General features: G+C 46.2%; 20 protein-coding genes. 6 read left to right on the top strand and 14 right to left on the bottom strand.

Annotated features, from left to right (window positions below):
* The first annotated feature begins 92 nt into the window (after positions 1 to 92).
* Entirely contained in the window at positions 93 to 1,463 is a 1,371-nt protein-coding gene (mgtE, locus tag V6669_RS23105) for a magnesium transporter (RefSeq protein ID WP_338588263.1), read from the top strand.
* Positions 1,464 to 1,538: 75 nt separating this feature from the next.
* Here the strand turns inward: mgtE and mmsB are convergent, their stop codons facing one another.
* From mmsB to V6669_RS23135, 6 genes are all read right to left on the bottom strand, one after another.
* The gene (gene mmsB, locus V6669_RS23110; protein ID WP_036674453.1) at positions 1,539 to 2,702 is read right to left on the bottom strand and encodes a multiple monosaccharide ABC transporter permease; all 1,164 of its coding nucleotides are present in this window, start codon (positions 2,700 to 2,702) and stop codon (positions 1,539 to 1,541) included.
* A complete protein-coding gene (gene mmsA, locus V6669_RS23115; RefSeq protein WP_338588264.1) occupies positions 2,671 to 4,236 on the bottom strand; it encodes a multiple monosaccharide ABC transporter ATP-binding protein in 1,566 nt (521 codons plus the stop codon). The genes mmsB and mmsA overlap by 32 nt, the downstream gene beginning before the upstream one ends.
* Before the next feature lie 21 nt (positions 4,237 to 4,257).
* Positions 4,258 to 5,343 carry a multiple monosaccharide ABC transporter substrate-binding protein gene (chvE, locus tag V6669_RS23120; RefSeq protein WP_338588265.1) on the bottom strand — a complete coding sequence of 362 codons (1,086 nt, stop codon included), beginning with the start codon at positions 5,341 to 5,343 and terminating at the stop codon, positions 4,258 to 4,260.
* A 360-nt stretch (positions 5,344 to 5,703) separates the two neighbouring features.
* Positions 5,704 to 6,936, bottom strand: coding sequence for a response regulator (locus tag V6669_RS23125; protein ID WP_338595022.1), 1,233 nt, complete (start codon positions 6,934 to 6,936; stop codon positions 5,704 to 5,706).
* Between the two features lie 80 nt (positions 6,937 to 7,016).
* Complete coding sequence (locus V6669_RS23130; protein ID WP_338595023.1) at positions 7,017 to 8,885, bottom strand: sensor histidine kinase; 1,869 nt, start codon at positions 8,883 to 8,885, stop codon at positions 7,017 to 7,019.
* 91 nt (positions 8,886 to 8,976) lie between these two features.
* Positions 8,977 to 9,984, bottom strand: a complete 1,008-nt coding sequence (locus V6669_RS23135; RefSeq protein WP_338588266.1) for a substrate-binding domain-containing protein — start codon at positions 9,982 to 9,984, stop codon at positions 8,977 to 8,979.
* Positions 9,985 to 10,191: 207 nt separating this feature from the next.
* On the opposite strand from V6669_RS23135, the gene V6669_RS23140 reads away from it, so the two are divergent.
* Positions 10,192 to 10,773: a LysE family transporter gene (locus tag V6669_RS23140; protein WP_338588267.1), complete on the top strand. Its 582-nt coding sequence runs from the start codon at positions 10,192 to 10,194 to the stop codon at positions 10,771 to 10,773.
* A gap of 19 nt (positions 10,774 to 10,792) precedes the next feature.
* On the top strand, positions 10,793 to 11,578 hold the full coding sequence (locus V6669_RS23145) for an AraC family transcriptional regulator (RefSeq protein ID WP_338588268.1): 786 nt from the start codon (positions 10,793 to 10,795) through the stop codon (positions 11,576 to 11,578).
* Between the two features lie 276 nt (positions 11,579 to 11,854).
* Here the strand turns inward: V6669_RS23145 and V6669_RS23150 are convergent, their stop codons facing one another.
* Entirely contained in the window at positions 11,855 to 12,433 is a 579-nt protein-coding gene (locus tag V6669_RS23150; RefSeq protein ID WP_338588269.1) for a hypothetical protein, read from the bottom strand.
* 170 nt (positions 12,434 to 12,603) lie between these two features.
* Between V6669_RS23150 and V6669_RS23155 the strand changes: the two genes are divergently transcribed.
* Complete coding sequence (locus V6669_RS23155; protein WP_338588270.1) at positions 12,604 to 13,272, top strand: phosphatase PAP2 family protein; 669 nt, start codon at positions 12,604 to 12,606, stop codon at positions 13,270 to 13,272.
* A gap of 87 nt (positions 13,273 to 13,359) precedes the next feature.
* Here the strand turns inward: V6669_RS23155 and V6669_RS23160 are convergent, their stop codons facing one another.
* From V6669_RS23160 to V6669_RS23175, 4 genes are all read right to left on the bottom strand, one after another.
* Positions 13,360 to 14,469: a Ger(x)C family spore germination protein gene (locus V6669_RS23160; protein WP_338588271.1), complete on the bottom strand. Its 1,110-nt coding sequence runs from the start codon at positions 14,467 to 14,469 to the stop codon at positions 13,360 to 13,362.
* 6 nt (positions 14,470 to 14,475) lie between these two features.
* The gene (locus tag V6669_RS23165; protein ID WP_338588272.1) at positions 14,476 to 15,975 is read right to left on the bottom strand and encodes a spore germination protein; all 1,500 of its coding nucleotides are present in this window, start codon (positions 15,973 to 15,975) and stop codon (positions 14,476 to 14,478) included.
* Positions 15,972 to 17,120, bottom strand: coding sequence for a GerAB/ArcD/ProY family transporter (locus V6669_RS23170; protein ID WP_338588273.1), 1,149 nt, complete (start codon positions 17,118 to 17,120; stop codon positions 15,972 to 15,974). The genes V6669_RS23165 and V6669_RS23170 overlap by 4 nt, the downstream gene beginning before the upstream one ends.
* A 207-nt stretch (positions 17,121 to 17,327) precedes the next feature.
* Positions 17,328 to 18,761 (bottom strand): glycoside hydrolase family 1 protein, encoded by a 1,434-nt coding sequence (locus V6669_RS23175; RefSeq protein WP_036617092.1) that lies wholly within the window; start codon positions 18,759 to 18,761, stop codon positions 17,328 to 17,330.
* Between the two features lie 307 nt (positions 18,762 to 19,068).
* Between V6669_RS23175 and V6669_RS23180 the strand changes: the two genes are divergently transcribed.
* Both V6669_RS23180 and V6669_RS23185 read left to right on the top strand, forming a co-directional pair.
* A complete protein-coding gene (locus V6669_RS23180; RefSeq protein ID WP_338588274.1) occupies positions 19,069 to 20,010 on the top strand; it encodes a YafY family protein in 942 nt (313 codons plus the stop codon).
* 73 nt (positions 20,011 to 20,083) lie between these two features.
* Positions 20,084 to 20,899: a class I SAM-dependent methyltransferase gene (locus tag V6669_RS23185; RefSeq protein WP_338588275.1), complete on the top strand. Its 816-nt coding sequence runs from the start codon at positions 20,084 to 20,086 to the stop codon at positions 20,897 to 20,899.
* A 99-nt stretch (positions 20,900 to 20,998) separates the two neighbouring features.
* Here the strand turns inward: V6669_RS23185 and V6669_RS23190 are convergent, their stop codons facing one another.
* The 3 genes from V6669_RS23190 to V6669_RS23200 form a co-directional block, all read right to left on the bottom strand.
* The gene (locus V6669_RS23190; protein WP_091027784.1) at positions 20,999 to 21,793 is read right to left on the bottom strand and encodes a hypothetical protein; all 795 of its coding nucleotides are present in this window, start codon (positions 21,791 to 21,793) and stop codon (positions 20,999 to 21,001) included.
* Positions 21,794 to 21,916: 123 nt separating this feature from the next.
* Positions 21,917 to 22,333, bottom strand: coding sequence for a hypothetical protein (locus tag V6669_RS23195; RefSeq protein WP_074096159.1), 417 nt, complete (start codon positions 22,331 to 22,333; stop codon positions 21,917 to 21,919).
* Between the two features lie 325 nt (positions 22,334 to 22,658).
* Entirely contained in the window at positions 22,659 to 23,063 is a 405-nt protein-coding gene (locus tag V6669_RS23200) for a VOC family protein (protein WP_145150094.1), read from the bottom strand.
* Positions 23,064 to 23,161: the final 98 nt, after the last annotated feature.

Consider the following 23,161-nt stretch of genomic DNA (forward strand, 5'->3'; position numbering starts at 1 on the left):
ATTTTGGGTGCGCTCTTTTCCCTTCATTTGTTTAACCGCCAGCCCATTTCGTTTACAAATATGAAGCTAACCGTTTAGAAAGGAGTGTCGATATGAACGGACCTCATACCAAGAAAGATTTCTCCGTGGAGGAGATCACCGAACAACTCGTGCAATATGTGCAATCCCGGAACCTTCCCGATTTCTATAAATTGGTGAAAGAACTGCATCCCTACGACCTCTCACTTGTATATAAAAAGTTCCCTGAAGAAGAAACCAATCGGTTTTTGCTCCTGTTCAAACCCGATGCTCTGGCGGATCTCGCCGAGACCCTGAAGCTTCACGAACAGATTCAACTGTTTGAACGACTTGGGCCGGAACGAACACTTGAAGTCATGCAGCAGATGGACAAAAGTGATCTGATCCGGTTCATGCACGATTTGCCTGCCAAACGCAGAGAAGAATTGCTTTCCAACATGAACCTGGATCACTCTGCCATTATCCGATCCGTGCTTAATTACCCGCCGGAAACGGCAGGACGCATCATGACAGATCAATATCGGACCCTGCTCGCTCATGAGACAGCCAAGGAAGCCTTACGACAATCGCAAGGTACCATGCATATCTCAGCCTCAAGTTATCTCTATGTAACCGATAATGAAGGCAAACTGGTCGGTGTCGTGAGTTATCGATCCCTTGCCTTGGCTGACGATAAGACCCAGGTTGAAGAACTGATGACCCGGCGGGTGATCCATGCAACGGTAGATATGGACCAGGAAGAAGCAGCACAGCTTCTACAGCGTTATGAGTTTATTGCACTTCCGGTGGTGGATGAAAATCACAGGTTATGCGGTATCATTCAGATGGATGATGTCATCGATATTATTATGGATGAAGCAAGTGAAGATTTGGCCAAGATGGGGGGCGGTAGCAAGGATATCGACTTTGATACCAAACCACTCGTGGCCGTCAGACGTAGGCTTCCCTGGCTCATCTTGCTTCTATTGATTGGTCTAATCTCGGGAAGTATTGTGGATTTCTTTGAGGATACACTCAATCAGGTTGTGGCATTGGCATTTTTCATGCCGATGATTGCAGGTATGACCGGTAACACAGGAACGCAGTCTCTGGCTGTTGTGGTACGCGGACTGATCGGACGCAAGCTCGACAAAGCCACCGTACTCGCACTGATTGGTCGGGAGATCAAGGTAGGCATAATGATCGGCTTGGTATGTGGATTACTGATCACCGTCATCGCTTATTTCTGGCAAGGGGACTGGCTGCTGGGCGCCATTATTGGGGTATCTCTGTTCCTCACTCTGGTCATTGGTACACTGACCGGTACATGCATCCCGCTTCTGCTTAGTCGTTTCAAAGTCGACCCGGCTGTTGCCTCTGGCCCGTTAATCACCACATTGAATGATATCTTGTCCCTGTTTATCTATTTTGGCATCGCCACACGTTTCCTCGATGCCTTAATGTAACTAAGTCGTGCATACAGCAAAACAGACCTGATCCTGAGATCAAGGTCTGTTTTTTCGTTTTATTTTTATCCAGTGTTACGCTGATCTTTTATTTTTATTATAGATATCAAACGCTACCGCGAGCAGCAGTACCAATCCCTTAATGCCCTGCTGCCAGTCAATACCGAGACCAATCAGGGACATCCCGTTATTCAGCACACCCATAACCAAACCACCGATGATGGCACCAAATACCGTACCTATGCCCCCTGAAGCGGAAGCACCACCGATGAAGCAAGCAGCAATGGCATCCAACTCGAAGTTGGTACCCGCTCTTGGCGTAGCCGCATTCAGACGTGCGGCGAAGATCAACCCGGATACCGCGGCAAGTGTACCCATGTTCACGAATACCCAGAAGGTTACCTTTTTCGTTTTGACTCCGGACAGACCTGCGGCCTTCTCATTACCTCCAAGCGCATAGACATGTCGTCCCATGACAGTACGATTCATCACGAAGGAGTACACAACGATCAGGACAAACAGCAGGACCAGGATATTCGGAATACCTGCATAACTTGCGAGTACAAACGTAAACAGATTTGTCACAACAGCAACCACAATCAACTTGAGCAGAAACAGTCCCTGTGACACAACCTCGAATCCATATTTTCGCTGGGAACGGCGTTCACGCAGCTCATTGACAATGTACCAGACGGTGAGCACAAGACCAACAATGATCGATACCAGACCAAAGCCTGAGAATTGAATGTCTGCCAGGAAGCCCGAACTTATTTTCTGGAAACCACCCGGGAAGGGAGAGATCGATTGCCCCTCCAGCACAATCATCGTCAAGCCGCGGAACAGTAACATCCCTGCCAACGTCACGATAAATGCCGGAATTCGCACATACGCGATCCAGAAACCCTGCCATGCACCGATCAAAGCGCCAACCAGCAAGGAAGCGATGACTGCAAGCCAAGCTGGAAGCTGCCAATCAACCATCATAATCGCAGCAACTGCACCAACAAAGGCTGCAATGGAACCAACAGACAGGTCAATATGCCCGGTAATGATGACCAGCACCATTCCGATCGCCAGCACCAAAATGTAGCTGTTCTGCAAAATCAAATTTGTAATATTAATCGGCTTGAGCAACAGCCCGCCTGTAAGTACCTCGAACAAAAGCATAATCACTACCAAGGCAATAATCATGCCGTATTGACGGATATTATTTTTGAACAGTTTTGTTATCATTTCCATGCTTGCCGCCTCCAGACTTGGTCATATATCTCATCAACGTTTCCTGCGATGCTTGCTCCCGGCTGACTTCACCGGTGATTCGCCCGGCATTCATCACATAGATCCGGTCACACAGGCCAAGAACCTCCGGAAGCTCGGATGAGATTACCAGTACGCCCTTGCCCTCAGCAGCAAGCCGATGAATGATCGTATAGATTTCGAATTTCGCTCCCACATCAATACCGCGGGTAGGTTCATCCAGGATAAGAATATCCGGTCCGGCAAAAATCCATTTGCTGAGCACCACTTTTTGCTGGTTGCCTCCACTCAGATTACCGGTCTTCTGCAAAATACTTGGTGCTTTGATGTTCATGCTTTTCTTCATCTTTTCCGCCACCAGTACTTCTTCACGCTCATTCACTACCGCGTTTCGCGTCAGCTTGCTCAGACCCGTTAAGGAAATATTACGCTTGATGTCATCCATCAGAATGAGTCCGTATTCCTTGCGGTCTTCTGTCACATAAGCAAACCCATTCTGAATGGCCTCGGTGACGGTATTGTTGTGGATCGGTTTACCATTCTTAATGAGTTGCCCCGAAATATTCCGGCCATAGGATTTGCCAAAAATACTCATGGCAAGTTCGGTACGCCCAGCGCCCATCAGCCCGGCAATCCCTACAATCTCACCACGTCTGATATTCATATCGATCTGATCCAGTACTTTTCGCTCGGCATGATGTTCGTGATATACCGTCCAGTCCTTTACCTCAAGGATAACTTCACCAATGGTGGCATGACGCTCCGGATAACGGCTAGTGAGATCACGTCCTACCATTCCGCTAATAATCCGGTCCTCCGTCACTTTTTCGTTCTTCATATCCAACGTCTCAATCGTCTTGCCGTCCCGTAAAATGGTCACGGAATCGGATACCTTGGATACCTCATTCAGCTTGTGTGAGATCAGGATACAGGCGATGCCCTGTTTCTTGAATTCCAGCATCAATTGCAGCAGATTTTCACTGTCGTCCTCGTTCAACGCAGCGGTTGGCTCATCCAGAATAAGCAGCCGCACCTTTTTGGAGAGCGCTTTCGCAATTTCGACCAGTTGCTGCTTGCCTACCCCGATGCTGGATACCAGCGTGTTTGGATTTTCGCTCAGTCCCACCTTCGAGAGTAGTTCCCGTGTACCTACAAAAGTTTCTTTCCAGTTGACAATTCCTCTGCTAGCACGCTCATTGCCCAGATATATATTTTCCGCGATTGAAAGGTAGGGAATCAGGGCCAACTCCTGATGTATAATAACGATTCCCAGATCCTCGCTCTGTTTGATATCCTTGAACTCACATTTCTTGCCCTGAAATAAAATGTCGCCTTCATACGTGCCATGTGGATATACACCACTCAGTACCTTCATCAACGTAGATTTACCTGCGCCATTTTCACCACATATGGAATGAATTTCGCCTTCACGGACTTTCAGATTGACATTTTCCAGTGCTTTGACGCCAGGAAAGGTTTTGGTGATGTTTTTCATTTCCAGAATGATTCCGGCCATGGGATGTGCTCCTTTCATTTATTATTTCAGTCCGATTTCTTCCTTCGTGTAATACTGGGTACCAACGATATCCTGCTCCACATTTGTACGGTCCACCGAGATGGGATCCAAAAGATACGCCGGAACAACCTCAATCCCGTTGTTATATGATGTTTTGTCATTAACTTCCGCCTGTTTTCCTTGCAAAATACTATTGGCCATCTCTACCGTCTTCTCCGCTAGCTTCCGTGTATCCTTGAACACCGTCTGTGTCTGTTCCCCGGCTACAATTGACTTGATCGAGGCAAGTTCGGCATCCTGTCCTGTAATAACGGGCAGCGGTTTGTTCGAAGTACCGTAACCGATCCCTTTCAAGGATGAGATGATACCAATACTGATTCCATCATAAGGAGATAATACTGCATCCAGATGATCACCCGAGTAATAGGCACTCAGCAGGTTATCCATCCGTGACTGGGCCAATGCGCCGTCCCAGCGCAAGGTCGCAATCTGGGCCATCGTCATCTGCTTGCTGCGCACGACCAGCTTGCCGGAATCGATGTACGGCTTCAGGACAGACATCGCACCGTCGAAGAAGAAATAGGCGTTATTATCATCAGGAGAGCCACCAAACAGCTCAATATTATACGGTCCTTTTCCATCCTTGAGCCCAAGTTTTTGTTCGATGTAGGAGGCTTGAAGCACACCCACCTTAAAATTGTCGAACGTGGCGTAATAGGTTAAGTAAGGCGTATTGCGAATGAGCCGATCATACGAGATCACTTGTATCCCTTCGTCATGTGCCTTCTTGATCACATCCGTTAATGTGTTGCCATCCACGGACGCGATGACCATCACATCCACACCTTTGGTGATCATGTTTTCAATCTGTGAAATCTGATTTTCAACCACGTCCTCAGCATACTGAAGATCGGTTTTGTACCCCTGCTCCTGAAACAGACGGACCATGTTCTCCCCGTCTCCCACCCATCGCTCTGATGATTTGGTTGGCATCGATATACCGACATATCCCTTTTCTTTGCTGCCTGGCCCACTCTCTGCCAGATTGCAGGCCGAGAGCATCAAGGTCATCACCAGAAGCCAGATGAGCATTGCTCCTTTTTTCATATGAAGTTCCCCTTTCCTCACATCATACGGTTCTAAATGAGTTATAAGATAACGCTTACAACGTATGTGGTACATTCTGTTGCTTGGTGTTCCTATCTGAGACCAATGGTAGCATTGGAGATACTGCAAGGTCTTTGCACGTTTTGAACCTTTTTTATAAAAATTTAACTTTTGATGGAAACGCTTAAAGTACAAGTGTGATCCATGAGATACCATTCCAGAGTCAAAAAAAAGGACATGCTCCACTTCGCTTCACACGAAGTAGAACACATCCATCTCATTCCTCATACGTCTTAATGATTAAGTATTACGGTTATATCGGTTGAGGTAAGTCTTTTGATTGTCCTCATATGCTACATATTATATTCGATTCGCTGAAGGACGAAAAGCCGTCCCTCCGTCTTTTCGATACTGCACAGGCGAAATGCCCATTGTTTTCTTAAACGCGGTACTGAAATAATGCTGGGTGTCATAACCTACACGCTCAGCGATGGTGTGGATCGGAAGTGTTGTTGAGTCTAGTAACTGTATAGCCTTGCGAATGCGAGCATGGGTGACAAGCGTGACAAAGGAATCATTTAGCTCTTTCTTCAGCACACGACTAAGATATACGGCAGATACTTGTAGACGGGAAGCGAGCGATTCCAAGGTCAGTTCCCGCTCGGCATACTCTTCGTGAATAAGTTGTCTTGCCCGGCGAACCAGAGGCGACAACTGCACTTCCCCGAATACCCGTTCACGGCAATGACGGTACGTATCCGGCGTTTCTTCCAGTGTCCCTGCATGTGTCTCCATATGAGCATGAATGGCAATATTCAGGCAAGAACTGATCTGTTGTTCCAGAAGGGACTCTATTTCTTCGGGGGCTTCCTGCCACAGACACATGCCAATCAACCCGCTTACGTCCCGAAACAGAACATGTGGCAGGTCTGCCAGCAGTTCACTCATTATATTTTCCACTGCAAACAGAAACAGCTGACGATCATTCTCTCTCAGTATCGTCTGACGCGCTTCAGCGGCAGGCCAGCGCACAATCCCAATCTGCACAGGTGGAACAGGGGGCAGACGCAAAAACACAAGCTGCTCCGTCAGATCCCTTCCTTCAGCCTGCCCCTCCAGCCACTCCAGCATAAATCGCTGGCGAAGCAGCGGGATATTACGTTCAATCTGATGAGCTGCCTGTTGTACATATGCCGTCCTCTGGTACTCTTCAGTAAGTCGCTGATGCAAACGCTCAAGTGCCGCATATAATTGTTCTGCTTGCACAGGCTTCAAGATGTAATCCTCTACGCCAAGACGCACCGCCTCCTGTGCATATGCAAATTCATCATGTCCAGAGATGATCAGATAACGACAGCCCGGGCACTTCTGCTGAAGGGCACGGATTAGTTCGATTCCGTTCAGGAATGGCATGTTCATATCCACGAGAACAATATCCACCCCCAAGTCAGCCGCCCGTTCCAGCGCTTCCTCGCCATCTTCCGCTTCACCTACAACTTCCATCCCGAGAGTTGTCCAGTCAATGGCATCCCGAATCCCCTCACGAATGATCGGTTCATCATCCGCGATGAGCACGCGGTATTTTTTTGCCATGTGGCTATCCGGCGTAATCTCCATTACCTTGGTTGATTCGGATGTCTCATCTATCCCAGTGGAAGTTGTCACGGTCGATTTTATGAATTTTCCCATTCATTCTCCTGCCTCTCTTCGTTATTGATTTGCTGGATTGGTGGGAGCTCTCGCATCAACGGATGAATGATGGTCACACGAGTTCCTTCCCCTTCCTGGCTCTCCAGTTCAATACCGTACTCATCGCCAAAGGACAGCCGGAGACGGGCCTGCACGTTCAACATTCCATAACTTTTGCCTGTCATCCCAGGCGAAGACGCTTCCAAACTTGCTAGAGGAGCTTCGAGCAGATGCTGCATCTCGGCAAGCCGTTCGTTGGACATGCCTGCTCCATTATCCTGAACAGTCAGCAGCAGTCTGTTATGTTCCAATCTGGCCTCCACCCGAATGTGTCCTGGCCCACGCCTGCCCTTGATTCCATGATAGATTGCATTCTCTATTAGGGGCTGAAGCAGCAGCTTTAACACAAAAAGGTCCTGCAGTTCCTCTGGAATATTCAATGTATACTGAAGACGATCGCGGTATCGTGTCTGCTGAATTTGCATATAGCTGGTCATATGCTCAAGCTCGGAGTGCAGCGGAATATAATCCTGTCCTTTACTAAGCCCTATGCGAAATAATCGAGATAACGCACCAACCATGCCGGAGACATCTTCTGCACCCTCTTTGCGTGCCATCCAATGAATCGTATCCAGGGTATTGTACAAAAAGTGTGGTTTGATATGCTCCTGCAAACTCCGCATTTCAGCGTCGCGCTTCTGCCGCTCCCGCAATTCATTTAGTGATATCAGTTGTCTAATCTGTGCCAGCATTCGGTTATAACTGTTGCCAAGCATGCCAATCTCGTCAGCGCGATCTCTCCAGCGGCCTGGTCTGAGATTGCCGGTCTCCGCCCTGCGCATATAGGACATGAGCCGGAAAATGGGCTGAGCAATAGAACGGGAGAACCATAAAGAGGCGCTCAGGCCGAACAAACACACCACAAATACAAAGCTAACCACGTAAAACTGGATCTGGCGCACTTCGGAGATCGAGTCTCTTGTGGGAAATACCCCTACCGTTCTCCAACCCGTAAAGGTAGACGACTGGTACATGAATAATAACGTTCCACCCTCTGTTTCGGCGGTAAACGTTCCACTCTCACCGGAGGGGAACCAGTCTGTGGGAATGTGTTCTATTAGCGGATGCTCAGGTTTGTATACACTTTGACCCTCTGCATCCGTCACCATCACATAACCGGATTTCCCCAAGGTTACATTACGGGCAGCCTGAGAGACGGACCTTAGTTTAAGATCAATCATAATAACGCCCCGCACACGTCCTGACGCTTCATCCGTTATGGAACGTGCAACCGATACAATCTCATCGTCCTTGTATCGTACATGTGTCGTGAGATTACGCATTTTCGGCTGACCCAATACCATGAAAATGCCCGGATTGGCCGAAGCTTTTTGATACCATTTTTCCTGGATCAGGCTCTGTTCCGCCCGGGGATACATCTCGTTGCTAATATAGTCACCACGTTCATTAACAAGAACAATCCCGGCGATTTCAGGATACAACGTTGTGAACCCCTGCAAGGTTTGCTTGATGCCATATAACCGATTTTGCTCCGTTGCGGCATTGGTGTCCATGTTCATCGGTTCGATGCCTGCATCATCATTCGGTGGCATTTTGTCGTTCATAAAAGCATCAATATCCGGGTCAAAAGCAATCAGGTAGGTCATGTTTTGCAAATTTTCCATTTTGCTGTTCAGAGCTTCATTCACTTTGCCAATCAGCTGCATGGTATGACCTTCAACCTGTCGCTCAACTACCCGCTCCACCGTCCAGTTCACAAGCAACCCAAGTCCTACGGAAGGTACAATGGCGAATAACAGAAAAAGCAGCATCAGCTGGTAGCGAAGGGGCATATTACGCAAGCGTAAACGCCGAATCCCGTTCCTGAAAGTGGAGAGAATTGCTCTCCTGCTCCAAGGCCTTGGACTCTTGGAATCTCCCTTGTTATTTGGCATAGTAATCATCCACATCTGAGCGTGTCACCACAGAGATCCCTGTGTCCACCATCACGGGAAGCGGTGCATTTTCACCGGATGAGGATGGGGCCGGAACCGTTAACTGGTGATGCAGATGGAACAAATATTGGAGTGACCAATATCCCATATTCCAGGTTCCTTGTGCAATGGTAGCTGAGATCGTACCGTTCTTGATCATGTCCAATGTATCCTTATTTGTATCAAACGAAATAATCTGCAATGGATGTCTGTCCCCGGCAGTCTGAACGGCTTCACCCGCTCCTGTTCCTCCGGTGGCTTCAGTCACAAAAATACCCGCCAGCTCCGGGTGTTCCTTCATCATTCTCAGTGTTTCGTCTCTGGATACCATCGCATCACCATGTCCGTCTGCAACTTCTACAATCTGCATGGAAGGGTATCTCTCCTTGATCGTATCGCGGAAACCCTTCGTCCTCTCTTCATGATTTTGTTGCCCAGGTAAGGTTAATACCGCGACCTCTCCCTCACGACCCAGTAGTTCAGCCATTTTATCTGCAGCCATTACACCCGACTTGTAATTATCTGTCCCAAGAAAAGAATAGGCCTGGCTATCAGGTGCATCAGCGTCAAATAATACAACAGGAATATCTGCGTCGATTGCCTTGTTAATCGCTGGAACTAGCGATTGTGGATCAATCGCAGATATGGCAATACCCGCCGGTTTACGAGCGATGGCCTGCTCGATCACCATGGTCTGCTCCTTCGCATCATACCGGGTAGCACCGCGATATTCTACGGTCACACCAAGTGCATCTGCGGCATCCTCGAAACCTTTGAGCGGGCTCTTCCAATATTCCAGCCCGGACTGGAATGTAATCATGATATACGTCTCTCCGATATCGCCGCGCAGCCCCCGGTCCTCCCAAGAACTGTTTACCTGACTGGTGTATTCGAATCTCAACACATACAATGCAAAGGCTGAGATTAGTAAAATGTATACCAGCAGCATTTTTTTCATTCCGTTCACTTCCTCAAGTGGTCTGATCACCTTGTACATCGTCTAAATTGTAAACGCAATCATTCAAAAAGAAAACCACCCCTTTATCTTTTAAAAACAAGCGCCTGCTGTTAACGGTGTACCTGCTGCAATAATGTACTATATGGTTTCTCCCTCTGGACGTATGATCATGGAACTAGACTACAACCAGAGGAGAGCATCATCATTATGAATCTTGCATCTTTTTTAATCTACTGCATCGTTGTTACATTCACCCCCGGCCCCAGCAATATCGTAATTCTTTCTTCTACACAGATCGTTGGCGCACGAAAAACAATGCGTTATGTCTGGGGAGCTACACTGGCATTTGGTCTGCTGCTTACCGCATCAGCTTTTCTTAATCAACTTCTTGCCGGCGTGTTGCCCGGAATTCTGAAGGTGATGCAGATCGTCGGCGGTCTGTACATGGTGTATCTGGCGTACCAGATCTACAAGATGGGTACCACCGAAGATGCACCGAAACAAGTTACCGGATTCTGGAACGGTTTCATCATGCAATTTGTGAATCCAAAGGTGGTCTTGTTTACTTTCACGGTCATTCCAAGCTATGTATTTCCCTTTTATCAAAGTTCCTTCTCATCGTTTCTGTTTGTGTTGCTCATAACGTTCATTGGTTTTCTGGCCTATTCCAGTTGGGTTGTTTTTGGCACGGTTTTCAAAACGTTGTTGAATCGCCACCAAAAATTACTGAGTATTCTCATGGCTCTTTTTTTGTTATACTCAGCCATTATAGTATCCGGATTGATCTAAAGCTTGGGAGGTGTGCTGCATGGAACGGTTTAACTATAAAAAGTCGCAAGACGTGCTGGCACTATCCGCCAGCTTTACTGATTTTGCATACAAAAAACATTGCCACGAAGAGTATGCGGTTGGCGTAACCCTGCGCGGCATTCAACAATACAACCTGGACGGACAATATCAGGCTTCTCACCAAAATGGTGTCATGTTATTCAACCGTGAACAGTCCCATGATGGAAGCTCCTATGATAAGGCTGGCATTGATTATGTGATGCTGTATTTGAAGCCTGAATTGGTAGAGGAAATTATAGGCAAAAAGGAATTGCGTTTTGGAAGTCCCATCGTCTATGATCCCGAGCTTGCACGCAGCATTCTGATGCTGAACGACTCCGTTCAACTCAGACAGGACGAAGCCGAGTGCAGCGAACGGGTCTTCGATCTGGTTCACCTTCTGGCTCAGAAGGAGATGGATACCAAGCTCTGGTTGCCTCAGGACAGTCTGGTTCGCAAAGCCAAGGAAATCATGTTTTGCAGCACCGAAGATGTACTCAAGCTGGACAATCTGAGCTCCGAATTTGGCATGTCCAAGTTTCAATTTATCCGTGAGTTCAAGGCACAAGCCGGCATATCCCCCTACCAGTTTTTCTTAAACTGCAAGGTGGAACGTGCCCGTCAATCCATCGAAAAGCAGAAGGACGTTTATGCTGCTGTTGCCGATTGCGGATTTGTTGATCTGACCCATCTGAATAGACATTTCAAACGGGTATTTGGCGTCACAGCTTATGAATACATGTTGCAGCTAAACTATACAAATTGAACTAAAGGATATTTACACTGGCCACTCCGATGACAGAATAACCTTCTGATCGCTGTTATCCCCAGATTTTTTTGATCCCTTTTATAAAGGGAAAATCCGGTGATAGCGTATGCTTCCGATGCAGCTTTCTTTCAGAAAGCTTTTAGGCGATCGCTCCGCTTCTTCAAGTTCTTTCTGTCCTCTCCGTTTTGTGTAAATCACTCCTAAAAATCCCCGTATAGAACGTTAATGTACCTTAACACTCTGTACGGGGATTAGTTTTTTTTCGTTGGGCAATCAGATTCTTTTCTTTCGCTTCCAGACCCACACAACTGCCAATGCTGCCAATAAAATGACTGCACTGTATAAGATAAGATAGAAAGACCCACTTCGCCCACCACCATCGGTGACTTCTCCAAAATCTTCTTTACTTACAACCTTGCCCGAACCCAATAATTTCAAATCGTCTCCGGCTTGTTCGACAGGAACATTGCGACTGCACAGATTCGTATGTAGCTTATGATCCACTTCATATTGATAAGCATAGATCAGGTAGGACTCATTCTTTTCAAATTGAATGCCACAGGATTCAGACCCTCCGTCACTCGCAAGGATTTTCATCTTTTTGGCATTAACCCCCTTCCATGCCGTATCTACTTCAAAGGTATACTCTCTTAATAAGCCATCATGCTTAGACTGTTGAGAACGTCCTTTCTTCACCACTTCTCCTGTAAATACAGTTGTGTTTGTCTTCAATCTCTCTTGAACATCACTCTCGACACAACTGCAAGCATACACTTTCTCTCCGGGAAATAGAGCTAACCCAGACGTAACCAACAGTAAGACCAACATGCACATCACCAAACGTCGTTTCATTCCGACCGCTCCCCCTCCTACATTCTCTGCTTGAATAAGCGTTGTTAAGGTTACATATTTTTATTGCTGCTATATTTATTGTAAAATTATAGCATAATACAAATATCATTATGCCTGAGATACGCAAGGACACAACATACGAAATCAACGATCACGGAGGAACTCAACATTTGATACACAACTGGAAAAAGAATATCTCATTCCCGCTGCTCATTGCGGCGTTATGCATGATCGCCTTTGTAAGCATCGCCCTGTCCATCAGCGACAACCAGATTCATCGATTTGATGATACGCTGATCGGCTGGATTCAGGGGTTGGAATCCCCTGGTATGACACAATTCATGCACCTTTTTACCTGGATCGGCAGCGAAATGCCTGTGGTCTTCATTACCATCATCGCCATGATTGTGTTATACGTTTGCCTGCGACACAAACGCGAACTGCTCTTCCTGGCTTGTGTGCTCGCAGGTTCAACCCTGTTAAATGCATTTCTCAAGCTGGTATTCCAGCGTGCTAGACCTACCATTAACCGGATCATTGAAGTGAGCGGCTACAGCTTCCCCAGTGGGCATTCCATGGCCGCATTTAGCCTGTATGGTGGACTGGCCTTTCTGATATGGAAACATGTACCCACTGTTATGGGCCGTGTGCTGATGATTATTGCCAGCGCCGTATTTATACTGACCATTGGCATAAGTCGTATCTACTTGGGTGTGCATTATCCAAGTGATATCGTCGGCGGATATTTCTTGAGTGGTTGCTGGCTCTCCACATGCATATGGTTTTACCGCCGGCATTTGGAGCGCATGTCCCAACTGCAAAGCAGAAGGCTGGCCTAGGCGGTCCGCTATTGAACTACACAAAGAAATACCCGGCTTTCCTTAACTGAAGGATAACCGGGTATTTCTTGGTTTTATTTGTCTAGCTCATTCCTGTATCCCATCTTGTACAAGGTTCAGATCCACATGAACTGGAATATCCATCGCAGGGTAGTTTTTATAAAATGTTTGACTGTTCCAGTGACGACTGCGACTTCTTACATAATCTCCGAATGCGGCAGGGTCCACATTTTCCGACTGACATTTTTGAACCAATTGATTGATTTTGGATTCAATATATTTTTGAACTTCATACTCCAGAGCTTTCATGTCCTTACTTGATAAGAGAAAGTCATTTTGCGAATCCTTAATAATAGAAGCATTGATTCGAATGATCGTATCCAAAGTCTCTGATGACCGATCAGAAGACCAACGATGCTTTACAGAGGAAGACAAAATTTTAAGCAAGGCATAGTGATGTTCCTTCTGAGAGGACAGCTCCAAGTTCGGAACACTCGTGATGGGTACCAAAAATTTGCCGTTCTTGGCGTTCTCCGTCAGTAGCTTCAAGCACAGTCCCTCATCCTCCGTGATCTGAAGCGTGGCAACCTCACCCTTAAATATGACCAACCCATTCAGTTCAATTTTCTGTTGTTTATTAAGGGTAAGCCTTGGAAGATAAATATCCTGCCCCTTGCTGAAATACTGGAACAATGTCTGATGCAGACTGGAATGAGGAAGATTAGCGTAATTGGCATTTTGCTCAATCAATTTCATCAGATATAACGGATCATGAAATGGCATGGATGCTTTAATAATATCCAGTGCCTTGCCTTCAGCAACGGCAAATTGCATCCGTCTGGACACTTTGATATTGTGTGACAGGACTCGCAAAATATCTCCAATGCCTTGACGTGCATACGTTTCCCCGAGTACCATCACTCTCAACTGACCATATTCGATAGGTTCCTTTGACTGCATGTTCATTCTTGCTACAACGTCGAAACTATTCGACGAATCGATTTCCATTAATTTAACATCACTTTTGTCTTTGTCACTATACTCCCCGATCAATACACTGTTATGAATGTGGTTGTCTTGAATATCATACGCAGAAGTTAGAACAAGACTGATATTGTTAATGATATTGGTATCTTTACAGGAAACGAGTAGAAACATGATCGTTACGATTATCAGGATTTTGCCGATGCGGATCATCCCTAATCACTCCTCGTCCAGACGATTTCTTGGCTGCACTTTACCGGGCTTATAACGAATGAACGAGAGTGGTCTCAAATAACTCGGTCGGGTAGTCGTCTGTTCATAAGATGCTCGAATCAGGCTGTCTTTGAGATCATTAAACCGCATGGGGAAAAAAGGCGACATGTATGGCGAACCCAGGGACTTCAAACGGGACAGATGAACCAGCAAAAAACAAAGTCCAATCGCAATGCCAAATGCGCCCCAGAGTGAAGCTAATAAAATAATCGGAAAGCGTAAAAAACGAATCGCATTCGACATTTTATAGATCGGTGTGACAAACGAAGCAAGCGCAGACAAGGATACAATAATAATCAGCACATTACTTGTAAGCGCAGCTTCTACAGCAGCTTGCCCCAAAATAATGCCCCCCACCACGCCGAGGGTTTGTCCGATCCGATTGGGTAATCTCGCGCCGGCTTCCCGCAAAAATTCAATTGTCGTTTCCAGAAATATCGCTTCAAAAAAGGGAGGAAAGGGTACACTTTGTCTGGTAGAAATCAATTTTCCTAATAGTTCTTTCGGTACAACTTCGTAGTGAAAAGTCATTAAAGCCACATACAGCGCCGAAGCGAATAAGGAGAAAATCACTCCAAAGATGCGGATCAGGCGAAAAAAGGAACCTAGAGCCCAAGGCAGATAATAATCCTCCGGAGAGACAAAAAAATCAAACAATGTCGATGGACCTGTAATAAAAGAGGGCGATCCGTCACTAATCACCGCGACTTGGCCTGTTATGAGTGCATAGACAACTCGATCCCTGCGCTCCGTTGTAGTGAATAATGGAAACGGCGTGAACGAATTATCTGCAATCAGTTGATCCAGTTGCGATGTGTCAAATACAACATCAAAATGAATGCCCTTCAGTCTCTCTTCCATTCGGGTCACATTATCTGGATTGGCGATGCCTTCCACATAAAGTACGGCCACTTTGGACTGGGACAAGGACCCCACCGTTATTTCCTTTACAATCAAGTCGGTTGTTCGCAGTTGCATGCGAATCAAGTGCAGATTAACTGCCAATGATTCCACGAAGCCAACTTTGGGCCCTATTACACTGAACTCATTCTCGGTGTCATTGTTACTTCGGATCCCTTCCTTGCCTGTCATGGGAACAAGAATGGTTTTCTTTTCCTGAGTATGACACCGAATCACCAGATTACCCTGAAGGAGAGCCTGCAACACTTCATCGCTCTGATCCGTCATTTTCGATTCCTCAAGAGGGATATGCGTTAACAGATCGGGAAATTTCACTGTTGTTCCTGTAACACTTCGCTCTTGTAACGCATGAATTACAACTTCCAGCAAATGACTGTCTACCAACGTTTTATAATAGTTAAATTCGAGTGGCAATCCGGCAATAGTTATAACCTGGGTCATGAAATCATCGGAACGATCGCAGGCTGCAAGTACATCTGGAATGGATTCCAACACTTTCTCTTGCTTATGATCAGTTAAGTTCATTTTTCATCGCCTTTCCCCGTGCGGTTTGGTGTCTCTTTCGTTGACTGGGCCAACTGCCCCCGATTGATTCGAAACAGAGAGACCAGGAAAAGAAGCGGCAGATAGATGAAAATCAATACTTCTCCTGTTCGCATATATACTTCTGTCATCATCTCAATTTGGATGCTATTTCGGATGACCATGATGAGAATCACAAAGAGTACCGTAGCTATTTTGAGACCCAGGCTGGGTCTGATCGATTTCTCTAACTTCAGACAGTGGCAGGCTGCCCAGAGCCCCAACGCAATGATCGCTAACATTTTCAGTAGCCAGAAGGATAACACCAGATACTCCATTCGCTGGATCAAGGGCATTTCGATAATGCTGATTAGGCTGAGTGTTGGCCATAGATGCTCTTTCATTTGTCCGTGACTGAAGAACATAAAGGTAAATGTGAAAAAGACGAGGTACACCACTGCGGCTGTAATGACTGCTGCATAAGCCCATCGGACGGAACGTTCGGGTGTTTTGATAAAGGGATAAACGACCAGCAGAATACCACAGCCGATAAATTCGTGGAGCATATCGCGAGTTGAATACCAAATGGAGGATGCATCATGATCCAATATTGGCAGCAGATTACGAGGATGCAAATAGGATGCCACCAGAAAAATTTGCGGAAAAACAAGCAAGAGGATGAACAGCGTTCCCCAAAGACATAGGCCTGTTACCGATTGAATTCCGCCAGCCACGCAATAATAAACCAGTACCAATATAGCCAGACTGATTACCGCAATATTCTGGGTAGGAAGAATCCATAATTGAACAATATGAACATAGGAGAGGAAGGCTACAAAGGAACCCAGTACAAAGTACAAAATAAAAATCCAATTGATGATAGAGCCTACGTATCTCCCCCAATAACGTTGGTTGATATGTACAAGCGTCGATTGGGTCGGGGATTGTCTCCCTAACAAGACGTACATCATTTTAATAACTACGGCGACAATAACAGAGGCAAGCACAATGCTGATCCAACCGTCATTCTCTGCCCCGTGAAGCATTTTATATTGAAAATTCATCAAACCCACGCTGACCAAACTGACATATAACACAAAAAACAGATGAATGGGTGACATACTGTAGCGGTTCCCGGATGTGTTCACAGAAATCTCCCCTTTTTTTGAGTAAAATGTCCTCTTTAAATTCAGTTATCAACTGATCCCATATTGTCGTCAGTAAAGTAGATTTAACAGCATAGTTAAGTTAGTGGCTTTAATTCAGTATGTAAATTAATCTGCATTTTATGCACCACAATATAAAAAACCGCCTGTCCCATGTACAGGAACAAGCGGGTATTGATTTATGCCATATTATAACTCTTCACCATTGGATTCGATCACTTTTTTGTACCAGTGGAAGCTCTTCTTCGGTGTTCTGCTTAAGTCACCATTACCATCGTTGTCCTTGTTGACATGAATGAAGCCATAACGCTTCTTCATCTCTCCAGTGGATGCACTAACCAGGTCGATACATCCCCACATGGTGTAGGCAATCAGATCTACGCCGTCAGCTACCGCTTCTTTCATTTGTTCAATGTGACCTTTCAGATAATCAATGCGATAGTCATCTTGAATGGAGCCATCTTCCTCTACCACATCGACAGCACCCAAACCGTTCTCAACCACCATCAGTGGAATCTGATAACGATCATACAGATGATTCAGTGTGTAACGCAGTCCTTTTGGATCGATCTGCCAACCCCAGTCGGAAGCTTCGAGATATGGATTTTTGATACCGCCCAGCAGATTACCTTCTGCTCTCTCGAGGGACTCGTCCGCACTCTCAACCAGAGACATGTAATAACTGAAGGAATAGAAGTCTACGCAGCCTTCACGCAAAGTCTGCTCGTCTCCCGGTTGCATCTCGATCTGGATACCTTCTTCGGCGAAGAAACGTTTGGCGAATCCAGGATACGCTCCACGAACCTGTACATCACCGCAGATCATATTGGAGATTTGGTCTTTCTTCTGTGCAAGCAACATGTCGTCCGGGTTACAAGTATTTGGATAGGTTGTCATGAAAGCGACCATACAGCCGATCTGGAAATCAGGGTTAATTTCATGTCCCAGCTTCACCGCTTTGGCACTCGCAACGAATTGATGATGTAATGCCTGGAAACGAGTCTGTGGATCATCCACTCCGTCGACCAGCGTCTCTTTGCCTTCAAACAGAATACCTGCAGCCATATAAGCACCCATCGGCATCGTCAGACAGTTGATTTCGTTGAACGTCAGCCAGTATTTGACCTGATCCTTGTAACGGTTGAACAGGGTTGTACAATAACGGATATAACAATCGATAACTTCACGGGAAGCCCAGCCGTTATACTTCTGTGTCAGACCAAATGGCGTTTCATAATGGGAGATCGTTACGAGCGGTTCAATATTGTATTTTTTCAACTCGGCAAAAACATTATCGTAGAACTGCAATCCCTCTTCGTTTGGCTCCAGATCGTAACCGTTCGGATAGATCCGGGACCAGTTGATAGACATGCGGAACATTTTGAAGCCCATCTCTGCCATCATGGCAATATCTTCTTTGTAATGTCCGTAAAAATCAACCGCTTCATGGCTCGGATAATACGTGCCCTCTTCCAGTACAGGCGTAATCCGGCGTGGAATCGTGTGGGTTCCCCCTGTCATCATGTCAGACGTGCTTGGCCCCTTGCCACCCTGGTTCCATCCACCCTCGAATTGATTGGCAGCCGTTGCGCCACCCCAGTAAAATCCTTCTTTCATTGTCATGACCAGTTCCTCCTTCATATTTAACTCATTTCGATATAAAGTGCTGATATTATGCGAGTAGCCGTTCCGGTCACGAATCGTTCTTCTGATCGCTGTTATCCTCGGATTTCTTTTATTCCCATTTTTAGATGGAAAAATCCGATGATAAATGCGAACACTTCGTTTTTTCAGAATCGATATCGTCCCCTTCACTACTTCGCAATAAATGAAGAACAAATTATAAATCTGAGTCAAAATGTCTTGGTAAGACTTTTATACCAGTGTACCATCCATACCCTGACACCTATTGTCATGGTATAATCAGAGCATGGAAAATAACCGACTATTTCGAATGTTGCTGTTGTTATTGGAGAAAAAGAAAGCCACCGCACCAGAACTCGCCCGTATGTTCGAGATTTCTGTACGCACGGTGTATCGCGATATCGACCGGCTGAGTGCCGCGGGCATTCCCGTCTATACGACGACCGGCAAGCATGGCGGTATCCATCTGATGGACAACTATGTCATGGACAAGTCCCTGTTGTCGGAAGAAGACCAGAACGAAATTTTGATGGGACTATACAGCATCAGTGCGATCCCACACCTTAATAGTGCCCATATGCTGCAACGGCTGACCGCCCTGTTTGATCACAAACTGGATTGGATCGAATTCAATTTCTCACCATGGGGAAGCATCCCTCTGCAAGAGAGAGAACTGTTCAATCAGGTGAAACAAGCCATATTAACGAATCAACTAATTACGTTTCATTATGTTAATTCGGATGGTGAGAAGAGCATTCCGACTGTGGAGCCACAGAAGCTTATTTTCAAAAATAGTACATGGTACTTCAAAGGCTATATTCATGATGATCCTGACCGGAGAGAATTCGAGACATTCAAGATGAAACGGATTACCCAGTTGACTTTTCTGGCGAGAAAACACGATCACCCTGTTAATGCGGGGTCAACCTATCCTGAATCAGAGATAGCTCCTGCCCTGACCCCTCTGACACTCTCGTTTTCCAGCACCATTGCATACCGAGTACATGATTTTTTCGAACCGTCCCTCATTAAAAAAGAGCCTAATGGCAGGCTCCGTGTCTCTCTCGAACTGAATGTTGGGGAATGGCTCTACTCCTTCCTGATGTCGTTTGGTTCCGAGCTGACCGTCATCGAGCCTGCTCATGTTGGACAGGAATTGCTCAGGCGTCATATCAAAGCTGTTGAACATTTACAGAACGTCATGAACAAACAACCCGACAATGAATGATATAATATAGGCCTATACAACTTTTGAGCACAGCTGACTCTCTGTCGTCCATCTGACCGAAGGAGGTTTATCCATGCAAGACATTAGACGCAACAATGTGGAACGTTTCAAAGGTTTCGGTACGTTATACGATGAGAATCGCCCAGCTGCTCCCACTGAAGTGGTGGATATTCTAACGACATATCTTGGCAGTACACCGCGTATGGTCGCAGATGTTGGCTGTGGCACCGGTTTATCATCGTGGATCTGGCTTAATGAGGCAGAACGCATCATTGGCTTTGAACCCAGCGATGACATGAGGTCTGTAGCGGAATCCAAGTGGGAATCTGCCGGGAAGCCGGATAACCTGCGGTTTGTGTCCGGCTTGTCTCACGACCTAGGACTACCAGATGGCAGTGTCGATGTGCTGACCTGCTCCCAATCATTTCACTGGATGGAGCCGCAACCCACACTACGCGAGTTTGCACGTGTACTTCGTACAGGGGGCATATTTGCTGCCTACGACTGCGACTGGCCACCAATGCTGGACTGGCAACTGGAACAGGCCTATCTGCAGCTGAATAAGGAGGCAGATCATCGAGCAGCCAGTTTCGCCCCGCAAGAGAATCAGGCACACAAATGGAGCAAAGATGGACATCTGCAGCAGATTCAGCAGTCCGGGCTATTCCGATATGTTCGGGAAATTGTGTTTCATCACCACGAGACATTCACAGCCGATCGTTACGTCAATCTGGCCTTGAGTCAAGGCGGCTTGCAAACGGCGTTGAAGCTCGGAGCGGATGATCTATTAATAGCTGCCGACGACTTTAGAGCGCTGGCTAATCGTGTATTTGACGGAGAATCCAGAAAAGTACTCTTTTCTTATCGCATGCGCCTTGGTATTGTCTGAAAGTAGTACGTTGCTTGCATCTGTTGTACATACCAAAATGAAAAAGGAGGTCCTACACGTCATAAACATGATCTGTAGGACCTCCTTTTGTCTACATCCTCAGGAAGAGAATAGGTCACTTAATTGTCGCTCCTGTACATTCAATGCCAACACCAATTTGGTCGGGTCTTGTCTTGAATAAATGACGTTAATGATATGACCTTGCTGCACCTGCGGCAGCGCAGATGACAAAATTTCTTTTTGCGTTGTCACATTGAAGGTTTCACCGTTCGTCTTTGTTATGCTGAGTTTGAGCTGAAGCTTAATCTTATTACTGCCTCCACTCCCAAGTGGAGTGACATCGAGAATCTTGGCCATCGCTTTTTCACCTGTTCTCGCAATATCCATCATTTCAGGTGATACCCCCTGCTGTACCATCTTCTCATCCAGTAATTGCTGCATATCTTCTTGCGACAACCGCCCTTTCAGATCAAGTCCTACCTTGCGCTCATCCTTTACAGAAACGACTAACGGAATGAAACTGCCTGGTTGGAACTGTGCCAGGGAGGTCAATGGAATGACTGTTTTCATCTCCGTATCGTATTTCTCACGCCCCTTACGCGACACCGTCAGACCCAATCGAACCTCAGGCTGTTCATTAATATACGTACCTGTCTGTTGTATAGTTTTAATGACCCCAACTGCTGGTAAACCTGTCTTCACTCGACCTACGCCAAAAATATTGCTCAAAATCGCAGGAACAAAGATCAGTGCAAACCCGGCAAAGATTGCCGGAGTATACCACCACGCCTGCATAATCATAAACGGATCGTTCCACAGCTGCTGTGCCAGAAATGGGGAGAACCCCACTCCGAACACCGTTAATACGCCAATCAATCTCAGGAAACCTACCATATGACCCACCCTCTCTTAATCTTTCTCTTAATATCTCTATCAAAATCTCTAATAATTTATCTATTAATCGTTGTTATACGCATTATTTATATGGAGTATCGCTGTCCTATAACCAAATACCTTCTAGATGGATACTAGACCCATGTAGATCAGTTCGGACGGATTCGCTGGATTCTGGCCCAATCCCACCCGATCTCCAACTCGTGGAATCTGCATTTTGGACACCAATGTCTCCAATGTTCGCTGATACTGGTTGCCGTTTGTCTCTGTAACATCCAATACAAGCACAACAATCGGATCAAAATTGATCAGTTTGCCTGTATCGGTGATTGTCACCACCGTAGCCGTAGCTGTTAAAGGCAGAGAACCACTCGCTGCCAACTGTGCCTGCTTCGCCGAATCCAGACTTTGGTTGATGGCCTCCCGATGTTCCTTTGATACAAAACCTTTCATCATCATGCCAGTGAGTCCTTTATTCATCATTTTATCCGCTTTAGCAATTGCATCTTCCTGTTTGTTCTTTTTACCGAACCATCCCATAATAAACACCTCATTTGTTTTATTTGATTATAGTTAAATTATAAACACCGCAGCTTGTCCTTGAATACCCTTCTGGCAGCATACAAAAAAAACGAAAAATCCGGCAATAGAATTACCGGATAATCGTTTCTTTGGTAAGGAAGTATGCTAATTCCGCAAAAAAAGATCTGCTAATCCGATCTTCATTTCACCATTGACGGCCATATTTTGTGCCAAGTGCGTTGGCAATGCACAAAATCATGCCAAAACAGCGGGATTTAACCCATAAGTTTTCCAAAACACACACTTTTTCAACCTTTTCACTGAGTGAGCTGTTCCCCTAGAATCAGCCCCTACCGCTGAAACGTTTGATCGCTTCCTCGGTCACTGGCTGGAAGAGGTTAATGAGATTGCCATCAGGATCACGGAACAGCACAGCACGATTCCCCCACGGCATCGTGGTCGGTTCCTTTACCCACTCGTCCACAAACGGCTGCAAACGCTCGTATTCGGCATCGACATCGTGGACGCGGAACTCGAGGATGACAGTGTGATTGTCGGCCGCCACTGCAGAACCAACGCCAAATAGTGGTACCGTCTGGGAGTGGCCAATCGCCAGGGTGCACGATGGCAGAACAAGTTCGGCAAAGACAGGCGCGGGGCGTACCGCCGAAACACCCATGACTTTCTCATAAAACTCGACAAGACGATCCACGTCGTCGGTAATAATGCGTACAGAAGCAAAAAACATAAAATAACATCCTTCCTGTTAATGATAAAGTACCCTATCATTTTTTGGGCCAGAATCGGCCTTCCATCCCTTTATGTTTACTTCATTGATGATAAAAT

Origin of the sequence: Paenibacillus sp. Y5S-9, from assembly GCF_036894235.1 — a bacterium.
GTDB lineage: Bacteria > Bacillota > Bacilli > Paenibacillales > Paenibacillaceae > Paenibacillus.

Bases quoted from the DNA above. Each gene is read 5' to 3' on its own strand.
- V6669_RS23150 (WP_338588269.1), bottom strand. From the start codon at position 12,433: ATGAAACGACGTTTGGTGATGTGCATGTTGGTCTTACTGTTGGTTACG.
- mgtE (WP_338588263.1), top strand. From the start codon at position 93: ATGAACGGACCTCATACCAAGAAAGATTTCTCCGTGGAGGAGATCACC.
- V6669_RS23200 (WP_145150094.1), bottom strand. From the start codon at position 23,063: ATGTTTTTTGCTTCTGTACGCATTATTACCGACGACGTGGATCGTCTT.
- V6669_RS23135 (WP_338588266.1), bottom strand. From the start codon at position 9,984: ATGAAAAAAATGCTGCTGGTATACATTTTACTAATCTCAGCCTTTGCA.
- V6669_RS23130 (WP_338595023.1), bottom strand. From the start codon at position 8,885: ATGCCCCTTCGCTACCAGCTGATGCTGCTTTTTCTGTTATTCGCCATT.
- V6669_RS23165 (WP_338588272.1), bottom strand. From the start codon at position 15,975: ATGAACTTAACTGATCATAAGCAAGAGAAAGTGTTGGAATCCATTCCA.
- chvE (WP_338588265.1), bottom strand. From the start codon at position 5,343: ATGAAAAAAGGAGCAATGCTCATCTGGCTTCTGGTGATGACCTTGATG.
- mmsB (WP_036674453.1), bottom strand. From the start codon at position 2,702: ATGGAAATGATAACAAAACTGTTCAAAAATAATATCCGTCAATACGGC.
- V6669_RS23185 (WP_338588275.1), top strand. From the start codon at position 20,084: ATGCAAGACATTAGACGCAACAATGTGGAACGTTTCAAAGGTTTCGGT.
- V6669_RS23195 (WP_074096159.1), bottom strand. From the start codon at position 22,333: ATGGGATGGTTCGGTAAAAAGAACAAACAGGAAGATGCAATTGCTAAA.
- V6669_RS23140 (WP_338588267.1), top strand. From the start codon at position 10,192: ATGAATCTTGCATCTTTTTTAATCTACTGCATCGTTGTTACATTCACC.
- V6669_RS23190 (WP_091027784.1), bottom strand. From the start codon at position 21,793: ATGGTAGGTTTCCTGAGATTGATTGGCGTATTAACGGTGTTCGGAGTG.
- V6669_RS23175 (WP_036617092.1), bottom strand. From the start codon at position 18,761: ATGACAATGAAAGAAGGATTTTACTGGGGTGGCGCAACGGCTGCCAAT.
- V6669_RS23180 (WP_338588274.1), top strand. From the start codon at position 19,069: ATGGAAAATAACCGACTATTTCGAATGTTGCTGTTGTTATTGGAGAAA.
- V6669_RS23160 (WP_338588271.1), bottom strand. From the start codon at position 14,469: ATGATCCGCATCGGCAAAATCCTGATAATCGTAACGATCATGTTTCTA.
- V6669_RS23145 (WP_338588268.1), top strand. From the start codon at position 10,793: ATGGAACGGTTTAACTATAAAAAGTCGCAAGACGTGCTGGCACTATCC.
- mmsA (WP_338588264.1), bottom strand. From the start codon at position 4,236: ATGGCCGGAATCATTCTGGAAATGAAAAACATCACCAAAACCTTTCCT.
- V6669_RS23125 (WP_338595022.1), bottom strand. From the start codon at position 6,936: ATGGCAAAAAAATACCGCGTGCTCATCGCGGATGATGAACCGATCATT.